Annotated in this window: 22 protein-coding genes; 19 read left to right on the plus strand and 3 right to left on the minus strand. The window is 64.7% G+C overall.

Going from position 1 to position 26,431, the window contains the following annotated elements; genetic code table 11:
• Window position 1 precedes the first annotated feature (1 nt).
• From pdxA to AC56K1_RS19220, 3 genes are all read left to right on the plus strand, one after another.
• Window positions 2–1,063, plus strand: coding sequence for a 4-hydroxythreonine-4-phosphate dehydrogenase PdxA (gene pdxA / locus AC56K1_RS19210; protein ID WP_497159395.1), 1,062 nt, complete (start codon window positions 2–4; stop codon window positions 1,061–1,063).
• A 25-nt stretch (window positions 1,064–1,088) separates the two neighbouring features.
• On the plus strand, window positions 1,089–1,856 hold the full coding sequence (gene rsmA / locus AC56K1_RS19215) for a 16S rRNA (adenine(1518)-N(6)/adenine(1519)-N(6))-dimethyltransferase RsmA (RefSeq protein ID WP_497159396.1): 768 nt from the start codon (window positions 1,089–1,091) through the stop codon (window positions 1,854–1,856).
• A gap of 296 nt (window positions 1,857–2,152) precedes the next feature.
• Entirely contained in the window at window positions 2,153–2,326 is a 174-nt protein-coding gene (locus AC56K1_RS19220) for a hypothetical protein (RefSeq protein WP_497159397.1), read from the plus strand.
• A 183-nt stretch (window positions 2,327–2,509) separates the two neighbouring features.
• On the opposite strand, the gene AC56K1_RS19225 is transcribed toward AC56K1_RS19220, so the two are convergent.
• Both AC56K1_RS19225 and AC56K1_RS19230 read right to left on the minus strand, forming a co-directional pair.
• Complete coding sequence (locus AC56K1_RS19225) at window positions 2,510–3,148, minus strand: hypothetical protein (RefSeq protein ID WP_497159398.1); 639 nt, start codon at window positions 3,146–3,148, stop codon at window positions 2,510–2,512.
• A 19-nt stretch (window positions 3,149–3,167) separates the two neighbouring features.
• On the minus strand, window positions 3,168–3,758 hold the full coding sequence (locus tag AC56K1_RS19230; protein ID WP_497159399.1) for a hypothetical protein: 591 nt from the start codon (window positions 3,756–3,758) through the stop codon (window positions 3,168–3,170).
• Window positions 3,759–3,962: 204 nt separating this feature from the next.
• Between AC56K1_RS19230 and AC56K1_RS19235 the strand changes: the two genes are divergently transcribed.
• Window positions 3,963–4,676 carry an HAD family hydrolase gene (locus AC56K1_RS19235; protein WP_497159400.1) on the plus strand — a complete coding sequence of 238 codons (714 nt, stop codon included), beginning with the start codon at window positions 3,963–3,965 and terminating at the stop codon, window positions 4,674–4,676.
• 60 nt (window positions 4,677–4,736) lie between these two features.
• A complete protein-coding gene (hrcA, locus tag AC56K1_RS19240; RefSeq protein WP_497159401.1) occupies window positions 4,737–5,753 on the plus strand; it encodes a heat-inducible transcriptional repressor HrcA in 1,017 nt (338 codons plus the stop codon).
• Between the two features lie 97 nt (window positions 5,754–5,850).
• Here hrcA and fur read toward each other — a convergent pair whose 3' ends face one another.
• Entirely contained in the window at window positions 5,851–6,279 is a 429-nt protein-coding gene (gene fur / locus AC56K1_RS19245) for a ferric iron uptake transcriptional regulator (RefSeq protein WP_497159402.1), read from the minus strand.
• A gap of 153 nt (window positions 6,280–6,432) precedes the next feature.
• On the opposite strand from fur, the gene AC56K1_RS19250 reads away from it, so the two are divergent.
• The 14 genes from AC56K1_RS19250 (at window position 6,433) to AC56K1_RS19315 (ending at window position 26,224) form a co-directional block, all read left to right on the plus strand.
• Window positions 6,433–6,966, plus strand: coding sequence for an outer membrane protein assembly factor BamE (locus tag AC56K1_RS19250; protein ID WP_497159403.1), 534 nt, complete (start codon window positions 6,433–6,435; stop codon window positions 6,964–6,966).
• Window positions 6,967–6,978: 12 nt separating this feature from the next.
• The gene (gene dapB / locus AC56K1_RS19255) at window positions 6,979–7,788 is read left to right on the plus strand and encodes a 4-hydroxy-tetrahydrodipicolinate reductase (RefSeq protein WP_497159404.1); all 810 of its coding nucleotides are present in this window, start codon (window positions 6,979–6,981) and stop codon (window positions 7,786–7,788) included.
• 2 nt (window positions 7,789–7,790) lie between these two features.
• Window positions 7,791–8,117: a barstar family protein gene (locus AC56K1_RS19260; RefSeq protein ID WP_497159405.1), complete on the plus strand. Its 327-nt coding sequence runs from the start codon at window positions 7,791–7,793 to the stop codon at window positions 8,115–8,117.
• A gap of 322 nt (window positions 8,118–8,439) precedes the next feature.
• Window positions 8,440–11,082 carry a leucine--tRNA ligase gene (gene leuS, locus AC56K1_RS19265; protein WP_497159406.1) on the plus strand — a complete coding sequence of 881 codons (2,643 nt, stop codon included), beginning with the start codon at window positions 8,440–8,442 and terminating at the stop codon, window positions 11,080–11,082.
• Between the two features lie 3 nt (window positions 11,083–11,085).
• Window positions 11,086–11,592, plus strand: coding sequence for an LPS-assembly lipoprotein LptE (locus tag AC56K1_RS19270; RefSeq protein WP_497159407.1), 507 nt, complete (start codon window positions 11,086–11,088; stop codon window positions 11,590–11,592).
• Between the two features lie 9 nt (window positions 11,593–11,601).
• On the plus strand, window positions 11,602–12,615 hold the full coding sequence (gene holA / locus AC56K1_RS19275) for a DNA polymerase III subunit delta (RefSeq protein WP_497159408.1): 1,014 nt from the start codon (window positions 11,602–11,604) through the stop codon (window positions 12,613–12,615).
• Between the two features lie 84 nt (window positions 12,616–12,699).
• On the plus strand, window positions 12,700–13,965 hold the full coding sequence (locus tag AC56K1_RS19280; protein WP_497159416.1) for a glutamate-5-semialdehyde dehydrogenase: 1,266 nt from the start codon (window positions 12,700–12,702) through the stop codon (window positions 13,963–13,965).
• 12 nt (window positions 13,966–13,977) lie between these two features.
• Window positions 13,978–14,388, plus strand: a complete 411-nt coding sequence (locus tag AC56K1_RS19285) for a CopD family protein (protein WP_497159409.1) — start codon at window positions 13,978–13,980, stop codon at window positions 14,386–14,388.
• 140 nt (window positions 14,389–14,528) lie between these two features.
• Window positions 14,529–15,731 (plus strand): THUMP domain-containing class I SAM-dependent RNA methyltransferase, encoded by a 1,203-nt coding sequence (locus AC56K1_RS19290; RefSeq protein WP_497159410.1) that lies wholly within the window; start codon window positions 14,529–14,531, stop codon window positions 15,729–15,731.
• 10 nt (window positions 15,732–15,741) lie between these two features.
• Window positions 15,742–17,031 (plus strand): multidrug effflux MFS transporter, encoded by a 1,290-nt coding sequence (locus tag AC56K1_RS19295; protein WP_497159411.1) that lies wholly within the window; start codon window positions 15,742–15,744, stop codon window positions 17,029–17,031.
• Window positions 17,032–17,369: 338 nt separating this feature from the next.
• Window positions 17,370–19,520 carry an HDOD domain-containing protein gene (locus AC56K1_RS19300; RefSeq protein WP_497159412.1) on the plus strand — a complete coding sequence of 717 codons (2,151 nt, stop codon included), beginning with the start codon at window positions 17,370–17,372 and terminating at the stop codon, window positions 19,518–19,520.
• 7 nt (window positions 19,521–19,527) lie between these two features.
• A complete protein-coding gene (locus tag AC56K1_RS19305) occupies window positions 19,528–21,741 on the plus strand; it encodes an EAL domain-containing response regulator (RefSeq protein WP_497159417.1) in 2,214 nt (737 codons plus the stop codon).
• 9 nt (window positions 21,742–21,750) lie between these two features.
• Window positions 21,751–23,295, plus strand: coding sequence for a tetratricopeptide repeat protein (locus AC56K1_RS19310; RefSeq protein ID WP_497159413.1), 1,545 nt, complete (start codon window positions 21,751–21,753; stop codon window positions 23,293–23,295).
• Between the two features lie 169 nt (window positions 23,296–23,464).
• Window positions 23,465–26,224, plus strand: coding sequence for a M16 family metallopeptidase (locus AC56K1_RS19315; protein WP_497159414.1), 2,760 nt, complete (start codon window positions 23,465–23,467; stop codon window positions 26,222–26,224).
• Window positions 26,225–26,431 lie beyond the last annotated feature (207 nt).

The following is a 26,431-nucleotide window of genomic DNA, read 5'->3' on the forward strand; positions in this document are numbered from 1 at the left end:
CATGGCCATGCCGGAGTTGAGCCGGCCGACGCATCGCCCCATCCTGGCGATCACGGTCGGCGAGCCGGCCGGCATCGGCCCCGACATCTCGATCCGCGCGGCCTGGGCGCTGCGCGAATCCGCCAATTGCGTGCTGGTCGGCGACGCCGCCTTCCTGGCGCTCACCGCCAGCCTGATCGACCCGGAAATCCGCCTGGCTGCGCTGTCGATCCAGGCCCTGCGCAACGGCGGCCTGCCGCAGTTCGGCAAGGACCGCCTGGCCGTGATCGACGTGCCGCTTGCCGCCCATGTGGTGCCGGGCACACTCGACCCCGAAAACGGGCGCGCCGTGCTGGCCACCCTGGACCTGGCGGTCGAAGGCGCCCTGTGCGGCTGGTTCGAAGGCATCGTCACCGCTCCGCTCCAGAAAAGCACGATCAACGCTGCCGGCGTGGCCTTTTCGGGCCATACCGAATACCTGGCCGAGAAAACCAATACGCCCAAGGTCGTGATGATGCTGGCCGGCCAGCCCGGCGACGGCCAGCCCTATTTGCGGGTGGCGCTGGCCACCACCCACCTGCCGCTCAAGGATGTTCCCGCCGCGCTGACGCGTGAGAACCTGGCGCAGGTCATCGACATCATCGACCGCGACCTGAAAGCCAAATTTGGCATCGCCGCCCCGCGCATCCTGGTCACCGGCCTGAACCCGCACGCGGGCGAGAACGGCTACCTGGGGCGCGAAGAAATCGAGGTCATCACGCCGGTGCTGGACAGCGCGCGTGCGCGCGGCATCGATGCGCGCGGTCCTTACCCAGCCGATACGCTGTTCCAGCAGAAATACCTCTCGGGGGCCGACTGCGTGCTGGCGATGTACCACGACCAGGGCCTGCCCGTGCTCAAGCACGCGACCTTCGGGCGCGGCATCAACGTCACCCTCGGCCTGCCCATCGTGCGCACCTCGGTCGACCATGGCACCGCGCTCGACCTGGCCGCGCAGGGCCTCGGGCTGGCCGACTGCGGCAGCATGATCGAAGCGATCCGCGCGGCCATGAGCATGGCGACGGCACGGCGCCAGCCCAAATAACAAGCAAACAAGCAAGAAAGCACACATGAAACACGTAGCACGCAAGCGCTTCGGCCAGAACTTCCTGACCGACAAAATGGTCCTGAGCGACATCATCGACACCATTGCGCCGCAGCGCGGCGAGGTAATGGTCGAGATCGGCCCGGGCCTGGCCGCCATGACGGCCCTGCTGCTCAAGCAGCTCGACCAGATGCATGTCGTCGAGCTCGACCGCGACCTGGTTGCGCGCCTGGAAAAGGCCTACCCGCGCGAAAAGCTTACCGTGCACTCGGGCGACGCCCTGAAATTCGATTTCGGCTCGATTCCGGTGCCGGAAGGGCAGCGCCTGCGCATCGTCGGCAACCTGCCGTACAACATCTCGAGCCCGCTGCTGTTCCACCTGGCCGAGTTCGCGCCGCTGGTCGAAGACCAGCATTTCATGCTGCAGAAGGAAGTGGTCGAGCGCATGGTGGCCGAGCCGGGCACCAAGGCCTATGGCCGCCTGTCGGTGATGCTGCAGTGGCGCTACGACATGAGCCTGATGTTCATCGTGCCGCCGACCGCTTTCGATCCGCCGCCGCGCGTGGACTCGGCCATCGTGCGCATGATTCCGAAGCGCGAGATGCTGAAGTGCGACGGCGCCACGCTCGAGAAAGTGGTCGCCAAGGCCTTCTCGCAGCGCCGCAAGGTGATCCGCAACTGCGTGGCGGGTATGTTCACCGAGGCCCAGCTGGTCGAGGCCGGCATCGATCCGGGCGCCCGTCCGGAGGCGGTGGGGCTGGAACAGTACGTGGCGCTGGCCAATCTGTTGTAAACCGTAGGGTGGTCGGCTTCGCCGACCGCGCGTTCAAACCACGTCGATGAATACGCGCCGTGGTTTTTTTACGTCGTTGACGCGCGGGCGTTCGTCATCCCGGGCATTGCCCGGCATGACCCCGCCCACCCTACGTGTATTGCACCGCACAATCCCCGAACATCGCGCATTTTCGCCCTTTCAAGCGCCCATTCCTGCAGTCCGTCGCACCCCGCTGGAGCCAAACACCCCCATTGGCTAAAGTGCTTCCATCGACAGCCGGAAACGGCCCGCCACTCAACCGAAGGAGCACGACAATGAACACTCTCAAGCACATGGAAGCCATTTTCCTCGCCACCCTGGTCCTGGCCGGCGTCAGCGGCTACGCCACGGCAGCCACCACCCGCGCGGCCGAAGCGTACAACGCCCAGGTGTCGGTCGGCACCTCGCAGGTGGCGGTGGTAAAGATCAGCGCCAAACGCGCAGGCTAAAGACGCAGCGCGGAAAGCCGGCGCTATGTGTCAAGCGAACGAGCAAAAAAAAGCCCGCTGTGAGGCGGGCTGAAATCCAATTCTTTTTAAGGAGAGTTGGAGGAGACAGGAGTAAGTATGCTGCGTCACAGCATATCAGTCCAATTCTCCTTTCGAATACGAGACATGCGTTTCGTGAATAGCTTAGGTCGGAACGCAGTTGATGTCGATATTGGTTACTGCAGCATCGCCCATCGTACCGGTCGGGTTCGACACAGTACAGAAACGGCCGACCGGTTGGGTCACGATGGTGACGCCATAGGTCACGCCAAACTGCACCGGGAAGGGCATCATGTACTCGAACGCAGCGCCGTTCGCATTGGGCGTCGGTACGATCGAGCCGCCGCTACTGCCGTTGGTCAGCTGCAGGCCTGTATTGGCCGCAGTCAGGCCAGTGACCTTGCCGCCGATGTTGTAGGCATTGATCGAGCAGGTAAAGCGCGCATTAATCTGGGTCAGCTCGCCGCCCGTGCCGTAGACGCTGCGCGGGAATTGCGCGTTGACGTCACAGGTCTGGTGGGCCGGGTTGGCCTTGATCGAGATATTGAACTGGTCGCCATAGCCGATCCGATTCGGGAAGGTGAACTCCACCGGGTCGGAGGCCTTGGCCGGCGGCGCCACGCTGAGATCGGCGCCATTGGTAGTCAGCACCAGGCCCGGGTAGGCCAGGCCTTCGACAACGCCCTTGATGGAATAGTTGTTGTCGTCGCCACCGCCGCCGCAGGAGGCGAGGCCCAGGGCCAGTGCCAGCGCGCCGGCCGGACGGATCAGGGAAAACTTCATTGGGTAAGCTCCAGGAGAATTAAGGACGGTTGACGCAGGTGACGGCGACATTGCCGACGTCGTTCGCGCCCATCACGCCGCTGCCGTTGGCAACCGTGCAGGTCTGGTTGTCGGGCTGGGTCAGGATGGCGACGCCGTAAGGCGCGTCTTCGTTCACCGGGGTCATGGCGAAGGTGGTGGCGCGCGCGGCGACCGGAATGCGGTCGGCGCCGTTGACCAGCACCAGGTTGTTGCCCGTCAGGCCGGACACCGTGCCCGTCAGCGCATGGGTCTTGATCGAGCAGGCGATGGCCACGGTGGTGATGGTGAACGCCACCTTGCCGGTATTGCGGAAGGCCTGGCATTCCTTGGCATTGGTCGGGATGCTCTTGATCGTGACGTTGTAGTCGGAATCGGTTTCCTGCAGCTGGCTGAAGAAAAAGGAGCCCGAACCGTTGGCCGTCGGCGCGACCGCCAGGTCGGAACCACCATTGTTCTGCAGAACCAGGCCCGGCTTGGTTACGCCGGAAAACGTACCGCCCAGCCCCAGGTCGCCATCGCTGCCGCCACAAGCGGACAGCGCCAGCGCGCACGCCAGCGCAGCACCGGCACGCAGGTAGGAACTCTTCATAATTTCTCCAAAAATCGACACTGGTGGAATGCACAACCGCGCACTGAGCGGCGCGGCGGATAGATAATCGCCCAACATTTTAGTCCATTTGGCAAGCTGCTGGACGGTTTGCCTTTGTATCGGGGTGTAACCGACGGGCCCGCATTGATTTCTGCTCCCGGGCTCGCTATGCTTGGCCGAACCTATACGGAGTAGACTTCACCAATGATCCCCCAGCGCCGCCCCTGGCCCAAAGCCGTATTGTTCGACCTCGACGATACCCTGTGGCCGATCGCGCCGGTCATCATTGAGGCCGAGCAGGTGTTGTTTGCCTGGCTGCGCGAGCACGCGCCGCTGGTCGCGCAGCAGTTCACGGTCGACACCCTGCGCCATGCGCGCCTGGAATTACTTGCACGCAAGCCCGAATTCCAGCTCGACCTGGGCGCCTTGCGCCGCGCCGGCCTGATCGCGGCCTTCGAGCAGGCCGGCGAAGATGCCGCCAAGGTCGAACTGGCGATGACCGAATTCTTCGCCGCCCGCAACGCCGTGATTCCCTACGACGACGTGCTGCCCGGCCTGCTGCGCCTGAAGGGCAGGGTGCGCATCGCTTCGGTCACCAACGGCAATGCCGACCTGCAGACCATTGGCCTGGCGCGCCATTTCGAGGTCTCGGTCGCGGCGCCCAGCTTCGGCGTGGCCAAGCCCGAGCCGGCGATCTTCCTGGAAGCCTGCCGCCAGTTGGGCGTCGCGCCACAGGAAGCGGTGTACGTGGGCGACGACCTGCGCCTGGACGTGCACGGCGCCCAGCGCGCCGGCCTGCGCGCGGTCTGGATGAACCGCATGGGCAAGGAGAACACCTTCGCCGCGGACATCGAGCCGGACGCCGAGGTCCACAGCCTGGACGGCCTGCTCGACTGGCTCAAGCGCGCGCACGGATAACTGGCGCGGCCCGCGCCGGAGCGTGCATAATAGTAGCGGACCCTCCCGCCTTCCTGAAATATGCAACTCGAACCCCGCGCCCAGACCCTGCTCAAAGCCCTCGTCGAGCGTTACATCGCCGACGGCCAGCCGGTCGGATCGCGCGCGCTGTCGAAGATTTCCGGTCTCGACGTGTCGCCCGCCACGATCCGCAACATCATGGCCGACCTCGAAGAAATGGGCTATGTCTCCAGCCCCCATACCTCGGCCGGCCGCATCCCGACCCCGCGCGGCTACCGCCTGTTCGTCGACACTCTCCTCACGGTGCAGCACCTCGACGAACACGCGATGGAATCGCACCAGATGCGCCTGCCCCTGCAGCAGCCGCAGAAGCTCATCGCCAATGCGGCGCAGATGCTGTCTTCGCTGTCGCAGTTCGCCGGCGTGGTGCAAAGCCCGCGGCGCGAATCGGTGTTCCAGCAGATCGAATTCCTGCGCCTGTCCGAAAAGCGCATTCTGCTGGTCATCGTCGACCCGCGCGGCGACGTCCAGAACCGCCTGCTCCTCACGGACGTCGACTACACGCCGACGCAGCTGATCCAGTCGGCCAATTACCTGAACCAGAATTTCGCCGGCCTCACCTTCGATGAAGTGCGCCAGCGCCTCACCGGCGAACTGCGCGAGCTGCGCGACGACATGGGGCGCCTGATGGCGATGGCCGTGGAAACCGGTAGCGCGGCGATGGCCGAAGGCGACGACATGGTGATCTCCGGCGAGCGCAATCTGCTGTCGGTGTCCGACCTGTCCTCGAACATGAGCTCCTTGCGCCAGATGTTCGACATGTTCGAGCAGAAGACGGGCCTGATGCAGCTGCTGGACGTGTCGAGCAAGGCAGGCGGCGTGCAGATCTTCATCGGCGGCGAATCGAAGCTGGTGCCGATGGATGAAATGAGCGTGGTGACGGCGCCGTACGAGGTGAACGGGCGCATCGTCGGCACCCTGGGCGTGATCGGCCCGACCCGCATGGCTTACGAGCGCGTGATTCCGATCGTGGATATTACGGCGAAGCTGCTGTCGAATGCGTTGAGCAATTCGTGAGGGCCGTGGCTGCGGTGTAAGCTGGTGGCGGCGGTACGCACTTGGGTTCCCGCCTTCGCGGGGCCCCAATTTTGCATGCATCACGCCAGCGCAACCATCACCCCTTGCGCGGGCAAGCTACCTTGATACAGTTCCCATAAATCGCCAGCGAATGCTCCGCGATCTTGTACCCGCGCTCGGCAGCGATCTTGTGCTGGCGCGACTCGATTTCTTCGTCGTAGAACTCCTCGACATGCCCGCAATCGAGGCAGACCAGGTGGTCGTGGTGCGAGCCGGCGTTGAGCTCGTAGATGGCCTTGCCGGTCTCGAAGTGGTTGCGGTTGAGCAGGCCGGCCTGCTCGAACTGGGTCAGCACGCGGTAGACGGTGGCCAGGCCCACGTCCATGTTTTCCGCTAGCAGGATCTTGTAGACATCTTCCGCCGTCAGGTGCCGTACGGTGCTGTTCTGGAAGATTTCCAGGATTTTCAGGCGCGGCAGGGTTGCCTTCAGGCCGCTGGCCTTCAGGTCGGTGGGATTGTTACTCATGTTTGTTGCTCGTATATTGGCGGAGTGCTTTATGATATAGCGTTTTGGAGCTCCCGCTCAAACGTTTTGAGGTTACCTATGCGCGTCAAACCAGCCGTTCTCCGTCGATTTTCAGCCCGGGCAGCCCTTGCGGCCGGCCTTGCATGCACGCTGATGCTCCCTGGCTGCGCCGCCTGGCGCAACCAGACGCGCCCTGCGCCGCCGGTGAGCACGGACCCGGCCGCGGTTGCCGCCGACGCGCAGAAATCGGCTGCCGCCGCCAACGCCGGCGCCCAGACGGTCCAGGCCAGCAAGCTGCAGAAATTCATGTGGATCTTCTCGCCTTACCGCCCCGACATCCAGCAGGGTAACTTCGTCTCGCAAGAGATGCTGACCCAGCTGAAAGAAGGCCAGACGAAGGAGCAGGTGCGCTTCATCCTCGGCTCGCCGTTGCTGACCGACATGTTCCACGCCGACCGCTGGGACTTCCCGTTCTACCTCGCGCGCGGCAACGGCGAGCTGACCACCAGCCGCGTCACCGTCTTCTTCAAGGACGACAAGGTCGCGCGCTTCGAAGGCGGCAACCTGCCGACCGAACGCGAATACATCGACCGCATCGCCGGCCCGGCCAAGGTCAGCACCAAGGCCAAGCAGGAAACCCGCCCGGTCGAACCGGTCAAGGTCGGCGGCGCCCCGGTCATCCAGTAACGAGGCCACAGCATGACGCAACTGAAGATCGCCGTTGCCGGCGCCAGCGGCCGCATGGGGCGCATGCTGGTCGAAGCCATCCAGGCCGCGCCAGATGCCGTGCTGTCCGGCGCGCTCGACGTCGCCGGCTCGCCCTCGATCGGCATGGATGCCGGCGCCTTTGCCGGTCAGCTCACCGGCGTCGTGATTCAATCCGACCTCGCGGCGACCTTGAAGGACGCCGACGTGCTGATCGATTTCACCCGCCCCGAAGGCACGCTGCGCCACCTCGAATACTGCGCCGCCAACAAGGTGCAGATGGTGATCGGCACCACCGGTTTCGACGATGCGGGCAAGGCCGCGATCCGCGCGGCGGGCGAGAAGGTTGGCGTGGTGTTCGCGCCGAACATGAGCGTGGGCGTGAACGTCACCCTCAAGCTGCTGGAGATGGCGGCGAAGAGCTTCAACGAAGGCTATGACATCGAGATCGTCGAAGCGCACCACCGCCACAAGGTCGATGCGCCGTCCGGCACCGCGCTGAAGATGGGCGAAGTCATTGCCGACGCGCTTGGGCGCGACCTGAAGGACTGCGCCGTGTACGGGCGCGAAGGCGTGACCGGCGAGCGCGATCCATCGACCATCGGCTTTGCCACCGTGCGCGGCGGCGACGTCGTGGGCGACCACACCGTGATGTTTTTAGGGACGGGCGAGCGCATCGAGATCAGCCACAAATCGAGCAGCCGCGTCACCTATGCCCACGGCGCACTGCGCGCCGCGCGCTTCCTGGCCGGCAAACCCCATGGCCTGTTCGGCATGGACGACGTGCTCGGCTTAAGGAGCTGACCATGGCCACCGTTGAACTGAACGGCGCCGCCATCGTCGACGAAGCGTCCTTCCATCGCGAATCCCGGCTCGCCTTCGGCTTTCCCGAATCCTACGGCGACAGCATCGACGCCTGGGTCGATTGCCTGAGCTACCTGCGCGACGACGAGAACATGACCAAGTTCACCCTCAAGCCGAACGAGGTGCTGGAGATCGTCATCACCGATGCCGACAAGATGAAGGCCACGGTACCCGACCTGTTCGACGAGATCGCGTTCTGCGTCGGCGGCATCAACGAGCGCTACGAGGATTACGGCGATGAGCCGGCACTGGAGCTGGTGCTGCGCTGACAGGGCTGCGCCATAGATTGACATCGCTGAGCAGAGCTTTCGCTTCCTTCAGTCCTTGAAAGTAGAATCGTCATCCCCGCGCGGGCGTGGATCCAGGTTCGTTGCACCGTCCCGGCTTACGCGTAAGCCGGGGGGCGTGCGCGTAAAATTGGGTCCCGCCTTCGCGGGGATGACGTGTTTGCGGACGTAGAAAAAGGTAAGCTTACCTCGTACCTCGGATTCCCACCCCTCCCTTCCGCACCGCCACCCCACCTTTCGCCGCAGTGCAAAATGAACCAGTATAATGTTCTGCTCCACTCCCATTTTCCGTCCGCAGATCACCATGCAAGAAAAATATAGTCCAGCCGAAGTCGAACAGGCCGCCCAGGCCTACTGGAAGTCGATCGAGGCTTATAAAGCCGTCGAACACGACCCGCGTTTCCCAAAAGGCAAGTATTACGCCTGCTCGATGCTGCCTTACCCATCGGGCAAGCTGCACATGGGTCACGTGCGCAACTATACGATCAACGACGTGATGTACCGCTACCTGCGGATGAACGGCTACAACGTTCTGATGCCGATGGGCTGGGACGCCTTCGGCATGCCGGCCGAGAATGCGGCCATGGCCAACAACGTGCCGCCCGCCGAGTGGACGTATTCGAACATCGCGCACATGCGCGGGCAGATGGAGTCGATGGGTTTGGCCATCGACTGGTCGCGCGAGATGACCGCCTGCAAGCCGGAATACTACAAGTGGAACCAGTGGATGTTCCTCAAGATGCTTGAGAAGGGCATCATCTACCAGAAGACCGGTACCGTGAACTGGGACCCGGTCGACCAGACCGTGCTGGCCAACGAGCAGGTGGTGGACGGCCGCGGCTGGCGTTCGGGCGCGCCGATCGAGAAGCGCGAAATTCCGATGTACTACGTGCGCATCACCGACTACGCCGACGAGCTGTTGGAGCACGTCGACAACAAGCTGCCGGGTTGGCCGGAGCGCGTGCGCACCATGCAGGCCAACTGGATCGGCAAGTCGACCGGCGTGCGTTTCGCCTTCCCGCACGAGGTCAAGGACGACAAGGGTGAGTTGATCAACGAGGGCAAGCTCCATGTCTTCACCACCCGCGCCGACACCATCATGGGCGTGACCTTCTGCGCCGTGGCGCCGGAACACGCGCTGGCCCAGCACGCGGCCCGCAACAACCCCGAGCTGCAAGCCTTCATCGCCGAGTGCAAGATGGGTTCCGTGATCGAAGCCGACATGGCGACGATGGAAAAGAAGGGCATGCCGACCGGCCTGTTCGTCACCCACCCGATCACGCAAGAGCAGGTCCCGGTCTGGATCGGCAACTACGTCCTGATCACCTATGGCGACGGCGCCGTGATGGGCGTGCCGGGCCACGACGAGCGCGATTTCGGCTTCGCGAAAAAATACGACCTGCCGATCAAGCAGGTGGTGGCTGTCGAAGGCCAGGAATTCTCCCTTAGCGGTTGGCAGGAGTGGTACGGCGACAAGGAGCAGGGCCGCACCATCAATTCGGGCAAGTACGACGGCCTCGATTACATCGCCGCCGTCAATGCGGTGGCGGGCGACCTGGCAGGGCGGAACCTGGGCGACAAGAAGGTCACGTTCCGCCTGCGCGACTGGGGCATCTCGCGCCAGCGCTACTGGGGCACGCCGATCCCGATGATCCACTGCGGCGACTGCGGTTCGGTGCCGGTTCCCGAAAAAGACCTGCCGGTCGTGCTGCCGGAGCACCTGGTCCCGGACGGCACCGGCAACCCGCTCAACAAGGACGACGCCTTCCTGAAGTGCGACTGCCCGAAGTGCGGCAAGCCGGCGCGCCGCGAGACGGACACGATGGACACCTTCATCGATTCGTCCTGGTACTACATGCGCTATACCTCGCCAGGTTCGAACGAAGCGATGGTCGACGCCCGCAACGATTACTGGATGCCGATGGACCAGTACATCGGCGGCATCGAGCACGCCGTCATGCACCTGCTGTATGCGCGCTTCTGGACCAAGGTCATGCGCGACTTCGGCCTGGTGAAATTCGACGAGCCGTTTGTCAACCTGCTCACCCAGGGCATGGTGCTCAACGAAACCTACTACCGCGAAGACGCGTCCGGCAAGAAGACCTGGTTCAATCCGGCCGACGTCGATCTGACTTTCGACGACAAGGGCCGCCCGCAGAACGCCGTACTGGTGGCCGATGGCCAGCCGGTCAACATCGGCGGCACCGAGAAGATGTCGAAGTCGAAGAACAACGGCATCGATCCTCAGGCCCAGATCGAACAATACGGCGCCGACACCGCGCGCCTGTTCACGATGTTCGCCTCGCCGCCGGAGCAGACCCTGGAATGGTCGAACAGCGGCGTCGAAGGCGCCAGCCGCTTCCTGCGCCGCGTCTGGGCCTTTGGTTACGCCCAGCGCGAGCGCATCGCCGCTGCGCTGGCCAGCCAGAAGCAAGGTTCGCTCGACGACGCCCAGAAGACCCTGCGCCGCGAAGTGCACAAGGTGTTGCAGCAAGCCGATTACGACCTGAAACGCATCCAGTACAACACGGTGGTCTCGGCCTGCATGAAGATGCTCAACACACTCGAGTCGGCAAAACTGGCCGAGGGTGTCGCGTCGGATGCGGTGATCGCCGAAGGCTTCTCGATCTTCCTGCGCCTGCTCAATCCGGTCGCGCCGCACATCACGCACGCGCTGTGGCAGGAACTGCGCTATGCCGCCGTCTACGGCGACATCCTCAACGTGCAGTGGCCGGAGGTCGACCCCGCCGCGCTGGAGCAGTCGGAAATCGAGATGATGATCCAGGTGAACGGCAAGCTGCGCGGCTCGGTCAAGGTGGCCAAGGATGCCGACAAGACGACCATCGAAGCGGCTGCGCTGGCGGAAGAAGCGGTGCAGAAGTTCATCGAAGGCACGCCGAAGAAGGTCATCGTCGTGCCGGGCAAACTCGTCAACATCGTGGTGTAAGCGATGAAGACGATTGTGGTGCGGACTCTCCTTGCGCTGCTGGCCGCTGCGATCCTCGCGGGTTGCGGCTTCCAGCTGCGCGGCTCGAACGGCCAGTACAACATGCCGTTCCAGAGCATCTACCTGGCCTTTGCCGAAACCTCGCCGCTGGGCACGGAACTCAAGCGCAACCTGCGCGCGGGCGACTCCGTGCGCATCGAGAGCGACGCCTCGAAGGCCGAAGCGCTGTTCGACGTGCTGGGCGAATCGCGCGGCAAGGCTATCCTGTCGCTGAACAGCCTGGGCCGGGTGCGCGAATACTCGCTGAACTACACGCTGGTGTTCCGCGTGCGCGACGCCAATAACAAGGTGCTGCTGGCCCCGACCGAGATCACCCTGCGCCGCAACATCGCCTTCGACGAATCGCAGGTGCTGGCCAAGGAATCGGAAGAAGCGCTGCTCTACCGCGACATGCAGGCCGACCTGGTGCAGCAGATCCTGCGCCGCCTGGCAGCGATCAAGCCGGTGTGATGGTGACTCATGCAGCTGCGGCCTGAGGCCCTCGAGGGCCACCTGGCCAAGGGCCTGGCGCCCTTGTACGTGATCACCAGCGACGAGCATTTGCTGGCACTGGAAGCGGCCGACCGTATCCGCCGCACGGCGCGCACCCAGGGCTACACCGAACGCGACGTGTTGACGGTGGAGCGCACCTTCAAATGGGGCGAGCTGCTGGCTGCGAACCAGGCGATGTCGCTGTTCGGTGACAAGAAGCTGATCGAACTGCGCATCCCGACCGGCAAGCCCGGCAAGGACGGCGGTGCGGCGCTGCAAAGCTATGCGAAAGACCTCAGTCCCGACAACCTGACCCTGATCACCCTGCCCAAGCTGGACTGGCAGACCGCCAAGGCGGCATGGGTGACGGCGCTGCAGCAGGCCGCGGTCTATATCGAGATCCCCACCATCGAACGCCCCGCATTGCCCAACTGGATCGGCGTGCGTCTGAGCGCCCAGGGCCAGAGCGCAGACCGCCAGAGCCTCGACTTCATCGCCGACCGCGTCGAGGGCAACCTGCTGGCGGCGCACCAGGAAATCCAGAAGCTCGGCCTGCTGCACGAGCCGGGCAAGCTCAGTTTCGAGCAGGTGATGGATGCGGTGCTGAACGTGGCGCGCTACGACGTGTTCAAGCTCTCGGAGGCAATGCTGCTGGGCGACCCGGCGCGCCTGGCGCGCATGCTCGACGGCCTGAAAGGCGAGGGCGAGGCGCTGCCGCTGGTTTTATGGGCCGTCAGTGAAGAAATCCGCACGCTGCTAAAATTGAAATCCGGGATGCAGCAGGGACGCCCGCTGGGCGCGCTGCTCAAGGAACACCGCATCTGGGGCCCGCGCGAACGCATGATGGAGCCGGCCGTGCGCCGCGTGTCGATCGCCACGCTGGAAGCGGCGCTGCAGGAAGCGGCGCAGGTGGACCGCATGGTCAAGGGGCTGCGGGCCAAGGCGTTTGCGGGGGATGCGTGGGATGCGATGCTGCAGCTGGCCTTGAGGGTGGCGCGGTAACCGGCATCGCGGCTGTTCTGACGCTTGTTTAACGCGCGGGCGGACAATCCGCCCACCTACGAAAACCGACAAACGGGCTAAATGATGGACATCACCGAACACATGCACTCCCTGGGCCGCAAGGCCCGCGCCGCATCGCGTGCCATGGCCAGGGCCGACGGCGCCACCCGCAACCGCGCACTGCTCCTGATCGCCGACGCCATCGAACGTGACGCGGACCTGCTGCGCGCGGCCAACGCTCAAGACATGGATTCTGCCCGTGCGGTCGGCCTGGAGCCGGCGCTGCTCGAGCGCCTGGCATTGTCGGACGCTGCGATCGAGACCATGGTCGCCGGCCTGCGCCAGATCGTGACCTTGCCCGATCCGGTCGGCGAAATCACCAACATGAAGTCGCGCCCGAGCGGCATCCAGGTCGGCCAGATGCGCGTGCCGCTGGGCGTCATCGGCATCATCTACGAAGCGCGCCCGAACGTGACGGTGGACGCGGCGGGCCTGTGCATCAAGAGCGGCAACGCGGCCATCCTGCGCGGCGGCTCGGAAGCCATCCATTGCAACCGTGCCCTGGCCAGGCTGGTATCGCAGGGCCTGCAAGGCGCCGGCCTGCCGCTGGACGCGGTGCAGGTGGTGGATACCACCGACCGCGCCGCCGTCGGCGCCCTGATCACGATGCCGCAGTATGTGGACGTGATCGTCCCGCGCGGCGGCAAAGGGCTGATCGCGCGCCTGATGGATGAAGCCACGGTCCCGATGATCAAGCACCTCGACGGCATCTGCCACGTCTACATTGACGACAAGGCCGACATCGCCAAGGCGCTGCCGGTGGCCTTCAACGCCAAATGCCACCGCTACGGCACCTGCAACACGATGGAGACGCTGCTGGTGGCGCGCACGATTGCCCCGACCGTGCTGCCGCAACTGGCGGCGCTGTACCAGGCCAAACAGGTCGAGCTGCGCGCGGACGCGGAAGCCCATGCGATCCTGGCCGGCTACCCTTACCTCGCGCATGCGACGGAGCAGGACTGGAGCACGGAGTACCTGGCGCCGATCCTGGCGATTCGCATCGTGGAAGGGCTGGATAGTGCGATCGACCACATCAACACCTGGTCGTCCAGGCATACCGAGGCCATCATCACCGAAGACTACAGCGCCGCGCTGCGCTTCCTGCGCGAAGTTGATTCGGCTTCGGTGATGGTGAACGCCTCGACGCGCTTTGCCGACGGCTTCGAATACGGCCTGGGCGCCGAAATCGGCATCTCGAACGACAAGCTGCATGCGCGTGGACCAGTCGGGCTGGAAGGGCTTACCTCCCTCAAGTACATCGTGTTCGGTCACGGCGAAGTGCGCAGCTAAACAGGAACATGCATGCTCTGGATTAAAGCTTTCCATATTCTCTTCGTCATCTCGTGGTTTTCGGGACTGTTCTACCTGCCGCGCATCTTCGTCAACCTGGCGCAGGAAACCCGGCCGGCAGCCAGCGAGCGCCTGCTGGGCATGGCGCGGCGGCTGTACCGCTTCACCACCATGCTGTCGGTGCCGGCGGTGCTGCTGGGCCTCTGGCTATGGCTGGGCTACGGCTTCAACGGCGGCTGGCTGCACGCGAAACTGGCGCTGGTCCTCGTGACGATCGGCTACCATCATGCCTGCGGCTCGCTGTTACGCAAGTTCGAAGCGGGGCAGAACAAGCGCAGCCACAAGTGGTTCAGGTATTTCAATGAAGTGCCGGTCTTGTTGTTGCTGGCGATCGTGATTTTGGTAGTGGTGAAGCCGTTCTAATCAGCACTGCTGCATTTTTTAGTACCACCGCATTAAAAGCCGTCATTCCCGCGCAGGCGGGAATGACCGTTTCAGGGTTATTGGTGAAAGCCAACGACGCCTAACTCAACATTTTTTTCAACGGACAAAGGGTACCCCTCATGGCCTCATATTTTTGCCCATGCCCGCGTGGCATGGAAGCGGCGCTGGCCGAAGAACTGGGTGAGATTGCCCAGCAAAGCACCACCCTGAAGGTGCACAACCAGGTGCCGGGCGGCGTGCACTGCTCGGGCACGATGCAGGATGCCTACCGCGTCAACCTGCACTCGCGCATTGCTTCGCGCGTGCTGATGCGCATGGGCCAGCGCAGCTACACCACCGAAAACGATATCTACGACCTGGTGCTCGAGCAGCCCTGGGAAGACTGGTTCGGCGTCGACCACACCATCCGGGTCGACGTCACCGCCGTCAAGTCGCCACTGCGCAGCCTCGAATTCACTACGCTCAAGATCAAGGACGCGATCTGCGATCGCTTCCGCGACCAGTTCAACAAGCGCCCGTCGGTCAACACCCGCGAGCCGGACATGCGCATCGTCGGCTTCCTCGACCAGCGCAATTTCATCATCTACCTCGACACCTCGGGCGAAGCGCTGTTCAAGCGCGGCTGGCGCGAAGAGACCGGTGACGCGCCGCTGCGCGAGAACCTGGCCGCCGGCATGCTGCGCGTGGCCGGCTGGAAGCCGGGCGTGCCGCTGTTCGACCCGATGTGCGGTTCCGGCACCATCCTGGTCGAAGCCGCCCAGATGGTGCAGGGCATTCCGCCGGGCGCGCGCCGCCGTTTCGCCTTCGAGCAGTTCGCCGACTTCGATCGCGCAGCCTGGGCCGCCATGAAGGCCGAGATCAAGCCGAACCCGCTGCCGAGCGAGCCGACCATCTTCGGCTCCGACATTTCAGGCGACATGGTCGAGATGGCGCGCCACAACCTTAGAATCGCCGGCGTGATGTTCGAGGTGCCGCTCAAGCAGATCGAGGCGCAGCACGTGTCGCCACCGACCGCGCAACCGGGCATCCTGCTGACCAACCCGCCGTACGGCGAGCGGATCGGCGTGCGCGGCGACGCCTCGATGGCGCCGGACGAGATGGCGGTGTCCTTCTACTCGGCCCTGGGCACCACGCTCAAGCAGCGCTTCGCCGGCTGGACCGTCTTCCTGTTCACCGCCGACCTCTCGCTGCCAAAGCTGCTGCGCCTGAAGGAAGCGCGCAAGACCCCGTTCTTCAACGGCGCGCTGGAATGCCGCCTGTTCCGCTTCGACATGGTGGCCGGCTTCAACCGCCGCGAAGAAGCCAAACCGAAGCCGGAATAACGACCACCCCATGCTGCCGCCGAACGAACCCGACGACTTGCCGAAGGACCCGGTCATCCCGGTTCCCTTGCCCCCACCGCACAAGGTCGCCATGCTCTCGGCCGGCGGCCTGGCCACGCTGCTGGCCGCGTTGTCGATGCTCGGGCCGTTTTCGATCGACGCCTATTTGCCTGCCTTCCCGCAGATCCGCGCCAACCTGGGCGCGTCCGCCATCGAGGTCCAGCAAACCCTCACCGCCTACATGCTGGCCTTTGCCGGCATGGTGCTCTGGCATGGTGCGCTGTCGGATGCCTTCGGGCGCCGCAACGTGATCCTGCTGGCGCTGGTCGTGTTCGCGATCGGCACCTTCGGCTGCGCCTCGGCGTCCTCGGTGCATTACCTGTGGGTGTTCCGCATCATGCAGGGCGTGTCGGCAGGGGCGGGCGTGGTGGTGGGCCGCGCCATCATCCGCGACTTGTATTCCGATGCCGCGGCGGCGCGCCTGCTGTCGATGGTCACGATGATCTTCTCGATCGCGCCGGCCATCGCGCCGGTGCTTGGCGGCTGGATCGTCTCCTTCTTCGACTGGCGTGCGATTTTCCTGGCGCTGTGCGTGTACACCGTGATCCTGGGCTGGTTCAGCTGGCGCCACCTGCCCGAAACGGTGCCGCTCGAGAAGCGCCAGCCCTTCAACCCGCGCTTCCTGGCGCAAAGCTACAGCTCGATCTTCGGCTCGTTCTTGTTCCACATGAAGGCGGGCGTGGTGGCGATGAATTTCTCCGGCCTGTTCCTGTACATCGCGGCCGCGCCGGTCATGCTGCCCGAGCACCTGGGGCTGGGACCGTCGCAGTTCGCCTGGCTGTTCGTACCGACCGTGAGCGGGATCTTTCTAGGTGCGCTGGCGGCCAACCGCATGGCGGGAAAGCTTACCTTCGCACGCCAGATCCGCGTCGGCTTCTTCTTCATGCTGGGCGCGATCGCCTTCAACGTGAGCTACCACGCCTTCCTGCCGCCGGCGCTGCCCTGGAGCGTGGTCCACATGTTCTTCTTCACTTTCGGCAGCTCGGTCATCGCGCCGGGCGCCACGCTGCTGGCGCTCGACCTGTTCCCGCATATCCGCGGCACCGTGGCCTCCTGCCAGTCGTTTGTCACGACGTTGATGGGCGCCGTCGTGGCCGGCCTTGTTGCGCCGGCGCTGTCGCATTCGGTGTTTTCGCTGGCGCTCGGCCAGGCCGGCTTCGCCCTGGTGGCGCTGGCCTTCTGGGTAACGGCGCGGCGCTACCGGCGCAACCTGGCGCGCAACGGCCGCCAGGTTCCGTAGTTCCACACAAATTTGCATGACAACGACCCCGCTTCCGGGAGGAGGCGGGGGTTTTACGCATATGAAATAAAATTTCATATATACATGCATGTATGAAATACTATTTCACCTTTCGTGGCACAGTGTATTGCTGACCTACTAGGAGAGCGGCATCCCGGCAACACTTTTTACAGAAAGTATTGTTCCTGATCAGAAATGTCTATATGCTAAGACAGGTTTTTCGTGCCTGGAATAAACGACGAAACATTCTTCTGTTTGCTAGATGAAAAAGCAAGACCAAGTGGCTTCCCGTCCGGGGCGCCCCGGACAACCCTCGACAAGCGGCCACGTTTGAGACCATGCAACAATCGGATCAGGATATCCGCAATCGACTGTTGATTGCCCGTCTGCCGGCCATGCCGCAGATCCTCGTGCGTCTCATCGAACACCTGCAGGCCGACGATCTCGGCATGCCGGAACTGGCGGCCCTGATTTCAAGGGATGCCGGCATGACCGGCAAGCTGCTGGCAGTGGCCAACAGCTCGGCCTACCAGCGCCAGCACCGCAACGTCAACCTCGAGCAGTCGCTGGTCGCCCTCGGCACCGACATGATCAAGACCCTGGTCATCAGCGACTCGGTATTCCAGACCTTTAACAACTTCCCGCATTCCGGCAGCACCGACCTGCGCGCATTCTGGAAGAATTCGCTCAGCGGCGCGGTGATCGCGCGCGACATCGCGCGCATCGTCGAGTACCCGCACGCCGAAGAAGCCTACCTGGCCGGCCTGCTGCACAACGTGGGCCGCCTGGCCCTGCTGGCCACCGCGCCGAAGGAATACGCGTACAACTTCAATGCGCGCGATGACGAAGACCTGTGCGCCGTCGAGCAGCGCACGCTTCAGATCACCCATGCCGAAGCCGGCGCCTGGCTGATCGAGCGCTGGCAGCTCGACTCCTTCCTGGCCGACGCGGTGCTCTACCACCACGAGCCAAGCGACCGCCTGGAATCAGCGCATCCCTTGATCCGCATCGTGCGCCTGGCGCACGTGCTGTCGAGCCATTCGGACGACGAAGCGGCAGTACGCGATGCCGCCCGCCTGTGCGGTGTCGACGCCCAGCAGGTCGGCCAGCTCCTGGCCGGCGCCGCGCGCCAGATCGACAAGGCCGCCGCTCACCTCGGCATCGACCTGACGGGCGCCGACGACATCCCGGCACCGCCGGCCTATGCCGCGCCCGCGCTTGACCCGGTGCAGCAGCGCCTGTCCGAAGAAGTGCGCAACCTGGTCCTGGTGTCGGAAGTCGGCCAGAGCTTCGCGCGCCAGCAGGGCGAAAGCGGCCTGCTGGAAGCGATGACGCGCTCGGCGCGCATCCTGTTCGACTTCGGCAATGCCGTGGTGCTGCTCGAGAACCCGACCGGCCACGCCCTGGTGGGCGCGCCGACCCAGGGCAGCCAGCGCATCGCCGAATTCGCCGTGCCGCTGGCAAAGGGCGGCGCGATCGCCAAGAGCGCGCTGGAGCGCCGTCCGGCCTTCGTGCAGCGCGAAGGCGAGGAGCTCGGCCTGGCCGAAGAGCAGCTGCTGCGCATGCTCGGCACCGACAGCCTGGTCTGCGTGCCCCTGGTGGCCGGCGCGCGCTGCCTCGGTGTGCTGATCGGCGGCGTCTCCGCCTGGCAGCTGCCGCATTGCCAGCGCCGCGAGCGCTTCATGCAATCCTTCGGCGTGCAGGCCGCGACCGCCCTGGAAACCATGCTGTCCGAACGCGGCCACGCGCGCCGTCAGCTGGCCCATGTCGCCGACGAATACCGCGAAGCCTCGCGCCGCGTGGTGCACGAAGTGAACAACCCGCTGGCGATCATCAAGAACTACCTGAGTGTGTTGGATAGCAAGCTGGCGCGCCAGGAACCGGTGGGCGGCGAGATGTCGATCCTGAACGAAGAGATCGACCGCGTCGGCCAATTGGTCCAGAGCCTGGCCGACCTCAAGCCGAGCGAGGCAGGTCCGCGCCCGACCGACGTCGCCAAGGTGGTGGACGAAGTGCAGCGCCTGTTCCGCAGCACCGGTTTCGTCCCAAGCTCGGTCGAGATCGACGTCACCATGCACGATGAGGCCAGCCGCATCGAGGGCGATGCGGATGTGCTCAAGCAGATCCTGGTCAACCTGGTGAAGAACGCCATCGAGGCGCTCGGCACGACCGGCGGACGCATCGAGATCCTCAACCGGGGGCACGTGAACCGCGAGCGCCAGCTCTATCTCGAACTGGTCGTCAGCGACAATGGCCCCGGCCTGTCGCGCGAAGTGCTGGCCCACCTGTTCTCGCCGGTGAAAAGCACCAAGGACGGCGCCCACCACGGCCTGGGCCTGTCGATCGTGCACAGCCTGGTGAAGAAGCTGGGCGGCCACATCGCCTGCCGCAGCGGCCGCACCGGCACCGCCTTTGAAATCCTCCTGCCGGCATGGTCCGGCGCTGGCACCGCCGTTGCGCTGCCGGCCCGCGCCCTCGGCTCCGCATAAGGTCATGATGAACGCGCACAACGCCATGTTCGCCGGCGAACCCGCTCCGTTTTCCGCTACCCTGGAGACCGACAGCCAGCCACGCCTTTTGCTGGTCGACGATGAGCCGCGCCTGCTCTCGTCGTTGTACGAGCTGCTCCAGAACCGCGGCTTCCAGCTGACCACCGCGTCCTCGGGCACCGAGGCGCTGGCCCATTTGTCGCGCCTGCGCTTCGACCTGGTCCTGCTCGATTTGCGCCTGCCGGATATCGGCGGCCACGAGATCATGGACTTCATCAACCAGAAGGGCATCGACGCCGACGTCATCGTGATGAGTGGCGAAGTCGGCATCGACGCGGCCATTGGCGCGCTCAAGCGCGGCGCCTACGACTACCTGCGCAAGCCCTATGCGCGCGAAGAACTGCTGGCCACCGTCGCCAATGCGCTCAAGGGCCGCCGCCTGGCGCTCGAGAACGAGCGCATGGCCAACCAGCTGGAAAACTCCGAGAAGATGTACCGCTACCTGGTGGACAGCTCGCCGGACATCATCTACACGCTGAACCACGAAGGCCGCTTCACGTTCGTGAACGATCGCGCCTACCAGCTGCTCGGCTATTCGCGCGACGAGCTGCTCGGCAAGCATTATTCGGTGCTGGTGCACGAAGAAGACCTGGAGCGCGCCCGCTACGTGTTCAACGAGCGCCGCGTCGACGAACGCGCCTCGCGCAACGTCGAGCTGCGCCTGAAATGCCGCGGCGGCAACAGCAACGATCGCACCTTCAACACCACCCTGATGACGATTTCGCTTAATGCGATCGGCATGCACGTGCCCGACCAGGAAGTGAAGAAGCTCGAGTTCTTCGGCACCTATGGCGTGGCGCGCGACATCACCGACCGCAAGCGCGCCGAAGAAGTGATCTCGTACCAGGCCTACCACGACATCCTGACCGACCTGCCGAACCGTATCCTGTTCAAGGACCGCCTCGGGCTGGCCGTGATCCAGGCCAAGCGCAAGCAGACCGAGCTCGCGGTGATGTTCATCGACCTGGACCGCTTCAAGCTGGTGAACGACACGCTCGGCCACGTCAAGGGCGACGAGCTGCTGCAGCAGGCTGCCACCCGCCTGAAGGACTGCCTGCGCAAGGGCGATACGCTGGCGCGCCAGGGCGGCGATGAATTCACCATCGTACTGCCGGAATTACGCGACCGCGACGACGCTCGCATGGTGGCCGATAAATTCCTGGAGACGCTGCAGCTCCCCTTCGACCTGGATGGCCACGAAGTGCACATCTCGGCATCGATCGGCATCGCCATCTACCCGACCGACGGCGAATCGATCGACGAGCTGCTGCGCCACGCGGACATCGCGATGTACCAGGTCAAGGCCTTGGGCAAGAACGGCCACAGTTTTTACCATACGTCGATGCTGGACGTGTCGCACCAGAAGATCGCCCTCGAGCAGGCGCTGCGGCGCGCGCTCGAGCAGGACGAGCTGGAGATGTATTACCAGCCGCAGATCGACGCGCTGACCGGCCGCATCGTCGGCGCCGAAGCGCTGATGCGCTGGAACCACCCGACGCGCGGCGTGCTGTCGGCCGGCGAATTCCTGCCCTTCGCCGAAGAGAACGGCCTGATGCTGCCGATCTCGGACTGGATGATCGGCGCGCTGTGCCGCGACATGCTGCAGTGGAATTCGGCCGGCAACGATCACGTGCGCCTGTCGCTGAATTTGTCGCCGCAATACCTCGACCGCGGCGACTTCTTCGAGAAGATGCGCAACGCCCTGGTGCGCTATGCGATTGCACCGTCCCAGATCGAAGTCGAGATCACGGAGAACATCTGCATCCGCAACCCGCAGTATGCGATCGAGCAGCTTCATAAACTGTGCCAGCTCGGCGTCTCGGTGGCGATCGACGATTTCGGCACCGGCTACTCGTCGCTATCCTACCTGCACCGCTTCCCGATCCACACCGTCAAGATCGACCAGTCCTTCGTGAAGGAGATCCACGAAGAGGGCGGCCACTACCCGGTCATCCTGGCGATCATCTCGATCGCGCGCGGCCTGGGCCTGAACCTGATCGCGGAAGGCGTCGAGACCGAAGAACAGGCGCGCTACCTGCGTGCCAACGGCTGCATGACGATGCAGGGCTATCTGTACTACCGCCCGATCCCGCTGGGCGAATTCATGAAAGCGCTGCGCACCCAGCCGACGCTGTTCGGCCTGCGCGCAGTCCAGGCTTAAGCCACCGCCATGCTCGATATCCCGGCACAGCGCAGCGAGCAGGAAGGCCGCCACACGGCTGAATTCCTGCGCGTGAAAGGCCTGGCCGAGCGAGGGCAGCCGACCGCCCAGCACAGCCTGGGCTTCATGTATGCCAGCGGCCAGGGCGTGCCGCAGAACTTCGAACTGGCCGTGGCGTGGTACCGCATGGCGGCCAGCGCCGGCCTGGAACTGGCGCAGTACAACCTCGGCGTGATGTTCCAGAAGGGCCGGGGCGTGGCCCAGGATTATGGCCAGGCCGCCTACTGGTACCGCCGCGCCGCCGAGCAGGGCTATGCGCCGGCCCAGTACAACCTGGGCTGGCTGTATGCCAAGGGCCAGGGCGTGCCCAACGACGTGCAGCAAGCCTTGCAGTGGTTCAGCCAGGCCGCCGACCAGGGCGAGCCGGGCGCCCAGCACAACCTCGGCATGATGTACGAGACCGGCAAGGGCGTGCCGCAGGACTTCGACTCCGCTGCCATATGGTACCGCCGCGCGGCCGAGCAGGGCTATGCGCGCTCGCAGTTCAGCCTCGCGCTACGCAGCAGCGGCGATGCGGCGGTGGAATGGTTCCGCAAGGCCGCCGAACAGGGTTATGCCCCGGCCCAGTTCAACCTTGGCCTGCGCTACGACAAGGGCCAGGACGTCGACCAGGACAGCAGCCGCGCCATCCTCTGGTATGGCCGCGCCGCCGAGCAGGGTCACGCCAGCTCGCAGTTCAACCTGGCCTTGATGTACGACAGCGGCCACGGCGTCCCGCGCAACGAAACGCTGGCACTGAGTTGGTACCGCCGCGCGGCCGAACAGGGCCATGCCGGCGCCCAGGACAATCTGGGCGTGCGCTACGAGCACGGGCAGGGCGTCGACTGCGATCCGGTGCAAGCCGCGCACTGGTACCGCCAGGCGGCCGAGCAGGGCATGCCTTCGGCCCAGTACCACCTCGCCCAGCTGTTCGATGCCGGTACCGGCGTTCCGAACGATCCCGAACAGGCAGTGTCCTGGTACCGCAAGGCCGCCGGGCAGGGCCACCTGCGCGCACAGTTCGACCTCGGCCTGCGCTATGAAGGCGGAATCGGCGTGGTGCGCGACGAGGCGCAGGCGCTGGAATGGTACCGCCGCGCCGCGCACCAGGATTACGCCCCGGCCCAGTACATGGTCGGCGCACTGCTCGACCGCGCCGACCACGGCAACCCGCTTGAGGCGACCGACTGGTTCCACAAGGCCGCCGACCAGGGCCACGCGCTGGCGCAGTTCGAACTGGGGCTGCGCCACGACTGCGGCAAGGGCATCGAGCGCGATTACGAAGCCGCCCATTTCTGGTACCTGTGCGCCGCCCGCCAGGGCCACGCACGCGCCCAGTTCAACCTCGGCGTGATGTATTCAGCGGGGCAGGGCGTGCAGCGCGATTTGGTCGAAGCGTATGGCTGGCTGCAGCGCGCGGGTGGGGCGGGCGTGGGGGCGGCAGCGGGTTATTTGAAGAAGGTTGCGGTCCGCATGGAGCCGCAGTTGTTGGCGCAGGCGCAGGGGTTCACGTAATACGAGCCGGCGGTTCAGGCGGGATTTGAACGCGCGGGCGGGAGGACCCGCCCACCCTACTGGCGCGGCCAACGGGTTTCATGTAGGGTGGTCGGCTATGCCGACCGCGCGTTCAACCAGCGCGTGATCGGCCGGGACATACTTACAACAACCCGCTCCACGAGACGCCATGAAAAAACTCGCCCTTCCCGTGCTGCTCGGCCTCGCAGCCTTCGCCGCCCTGCCTTCGCAAGCCGCGGCACCCACCACCAAACCAGGCACCTTCGACCGCAAAGCCTACAGCATCGACCATAAAAAATTCGTGCTGCCCAACGGCCTGACCCTGCTGGTCCATACCGACAAAAGCGTGCCGGTGGTCGGCGTGAACATGTGGTACCACGTCGGTTCGCGTAACGAGAAGCGCGGCAAGACCGGCTTCGCCCACCTGTTCGAGCACTTCTTCTTCAACGGCTCCGAGAATTACCCGCACGGCTTCCGCGAGGCGATGGACGACCTGGGCGCGAACAACCGCAACGGCACCACCAACACCGACCGCACCAACTTCTTCGAAGACGTGCCGGTATCGGCGCTGGAGCGCACCCTGTTCCTCGAGTCGGACCGCATGGGCTTCCTCGGCAACTACATCTCGCAGGCGATGCTCGAGCGCGAGCGCGGCGTGGTACAGAACGAGAAGCGCCAGGGCGAGAACCAGCCTTACGGGCGCGTGCGCCTCGAAGTCTCGGCCAAGATGTATCCGTACTCGCACCCGTATTCCTGGTCGACGATCGGCAGCATGGAAGACCTGCAGGCCGCCTCGCTGGACGACATCAAGCAGTGGTACCGTACCTATTACGGCCCGAACAACGCGGTGATCTCGCTGGCCGGCGATATCACGCCGGAACGCGCCTATGAACTGGTGAACAAATACTTCGGCGCGATCCCGCCGGGCCCACCGCTGCCGCGCACCGAAAAATGGATCCCGCAACTGGACCGCCACATCCGCGACGAGATGCAAGACCACGTGCCGCAGGTACGCATTTACCGCAGCTGGCACGTCTCGACCTGGCGCGATGCCGACACCCAGCGCCTGAACCTGCTGGCCGCCGTGCTGGCCGGCTCCAAGAGCGCGCGCCTGGACCGCCGCCTGGTCTACGACAAGGGCCTGGCCACCAATGTCTCGGCCTACGTGAACGATGCGGAGCTGGGCGGCACGTTTAATCTCGTCGCCACCGTCAAGCCGGGCGCCGATCCATTGGAAGTCGAGCGCGAGATGGACCGCGTGCTGGTCGAGCTGCTCGACAAGGGCCCGACCGCTGCGGAGCTCCAGCGCGTAAAGACCCGCGAGCTGGCCGATTTCTCGCGCAGCCTGGAGCGCGTAGGCGGCTTTGGCGGGCGGTCCGACGTGCTGGCCGAAAGCATGACCTATGGCGGCAAGCCGGATGCCTACCTCGACCGCCTGGAGATGTTCGCCACCAGCACCCCGGCCGACGTGAAGGCCGCGGGCAACCGCTGGCTGCGCGCCAACCACTACACGATGACGGTGGCACCAATGCCGAAGCTGGCCGCCGCCAAGTCGACGCTGGATCGCAAGCAGCTGCCCGGCCTGGGCGAAGCGCCTGACGTGTCTTTCCCGGCGCTGCAGCGCGCGCAACTGAAGAACGGCCTGAAGGTCGTGCTGCTCGAGCGCCATTCGGCGCCGATCGTCAACGTCGCGCTGGCAGTCGATGCCGGCGCCGCCTCCGACACCACCGCCAAGGCCGGTGCCGCCTCGCTGGCGCTGGACCTTTTGGACAAGGGCAGCAAAACGCGCGACGCTTTTGCCCTGAACGATGCGCTGGAAAACCTCGGTGCGCGCCTGTCGACGGCCACCACGCAGGACCTGTCGCTGGTGCGCCTGCAGGGGACCAGCGCCAACCTGGCGCCGTCCCTCAGCCTGATGGCCGACGCTGCGCTGGCCCCATCCTTCCCGCAAGACCAGTTCACGCTCTCGAAGGGCCGCCGGATCGCCCAGATCGGTCAGGAAAAGGCCAACCCGAACAGCCTGGCCCTGCGCCTGGTGCCGGGCATGCTGTATGGCCAGGAGCATGCCTACGGCAAGCCGGCCACCGGTTTCGAGGCCAGCGTGCAGGGCATCACGCGCGACGACCTCGCGGCCTGGCATGCCGCGTGGTTCAAGCCGGGCAGCGCCACCATCGTCGTGGCCGGCGACACTACCATGGCCAAGCTGCTGCCGGCGCTGGAAGCGAGCTTCGGCCGTTGGCAGCAGGGCGGCGCACCCGCCAAGAAGATGGCCGTCGTGCCGGCCACTGCGGGCAAGCGCCTGATCCTGGTGGACAAACCGGACGCGCCGCAATCGACCATCGTCGCCACCCACGTCTCGCTCGCCTATGGCCAGCCGGAAGACCTCGCGATGGAGCCGGTGATGCAGAACTTCGGCGGCATCGCCACCTCGCGCCTGAACCGCAACCTGCGCCTGGACAAGCACTGGAGCTACGGCACCAGCGCGCGCCTGTCGGAAGTGCGTGGCCAGCGCCCCTTCATCGTGGTCGCGCCGGTGCAGACCGACAAGACGATCGAAGCAATGAAGGAAGTGCAGAAGGAGCTGCGCGGCGTGGCGGGCGAGCGTCCGCTGGTCGGGACGGAATATGAAAGCATCATGCGCAACATGACCGCGCGCCTGCCGGGGCGTTTTGCGACGCTCGACGCGCTGGAGTCGGCGGGGCTGTCGACCGTCAATCACGGACTGGCGGACGATTACTGGAACCGCTACGCACCGAACGTGCGTGCGCTCACGTCGGCGCAGCTGGGCGGGGCGTCGGGCAAATTCATCAAGCCGGACGAGGTGGTGTGGATGGTGATTGGCGACCTGCGCAAGATCGAGGCGGGGGTGCGTTCGCTCGGATGGGGCGAGGTGAGCGTGGTGGACGTGGATGGGAAGCCGCTGCGCTGATTACTCTTGGTTTATGGAAAACCCGGTTCTTGAACCGGGTTTTTTTGTGCGTTGGTGGCTGCGCACGCAACCTGGATTCCCGCCTGCGCCCACTGCTGTCCAAGATAAGTGGCAGATGAGTTGCCAGGGGCTACCGAAGATGAGTTGCTGAAGGGTATCGGGAGGGGGTTGCAGGTAAAGGTTTAGGGTTGTAAAAACCCCGAGTTC

It is taken from the genome of Telluria sp. ZB4P37 (assembly GCF_059685855.1).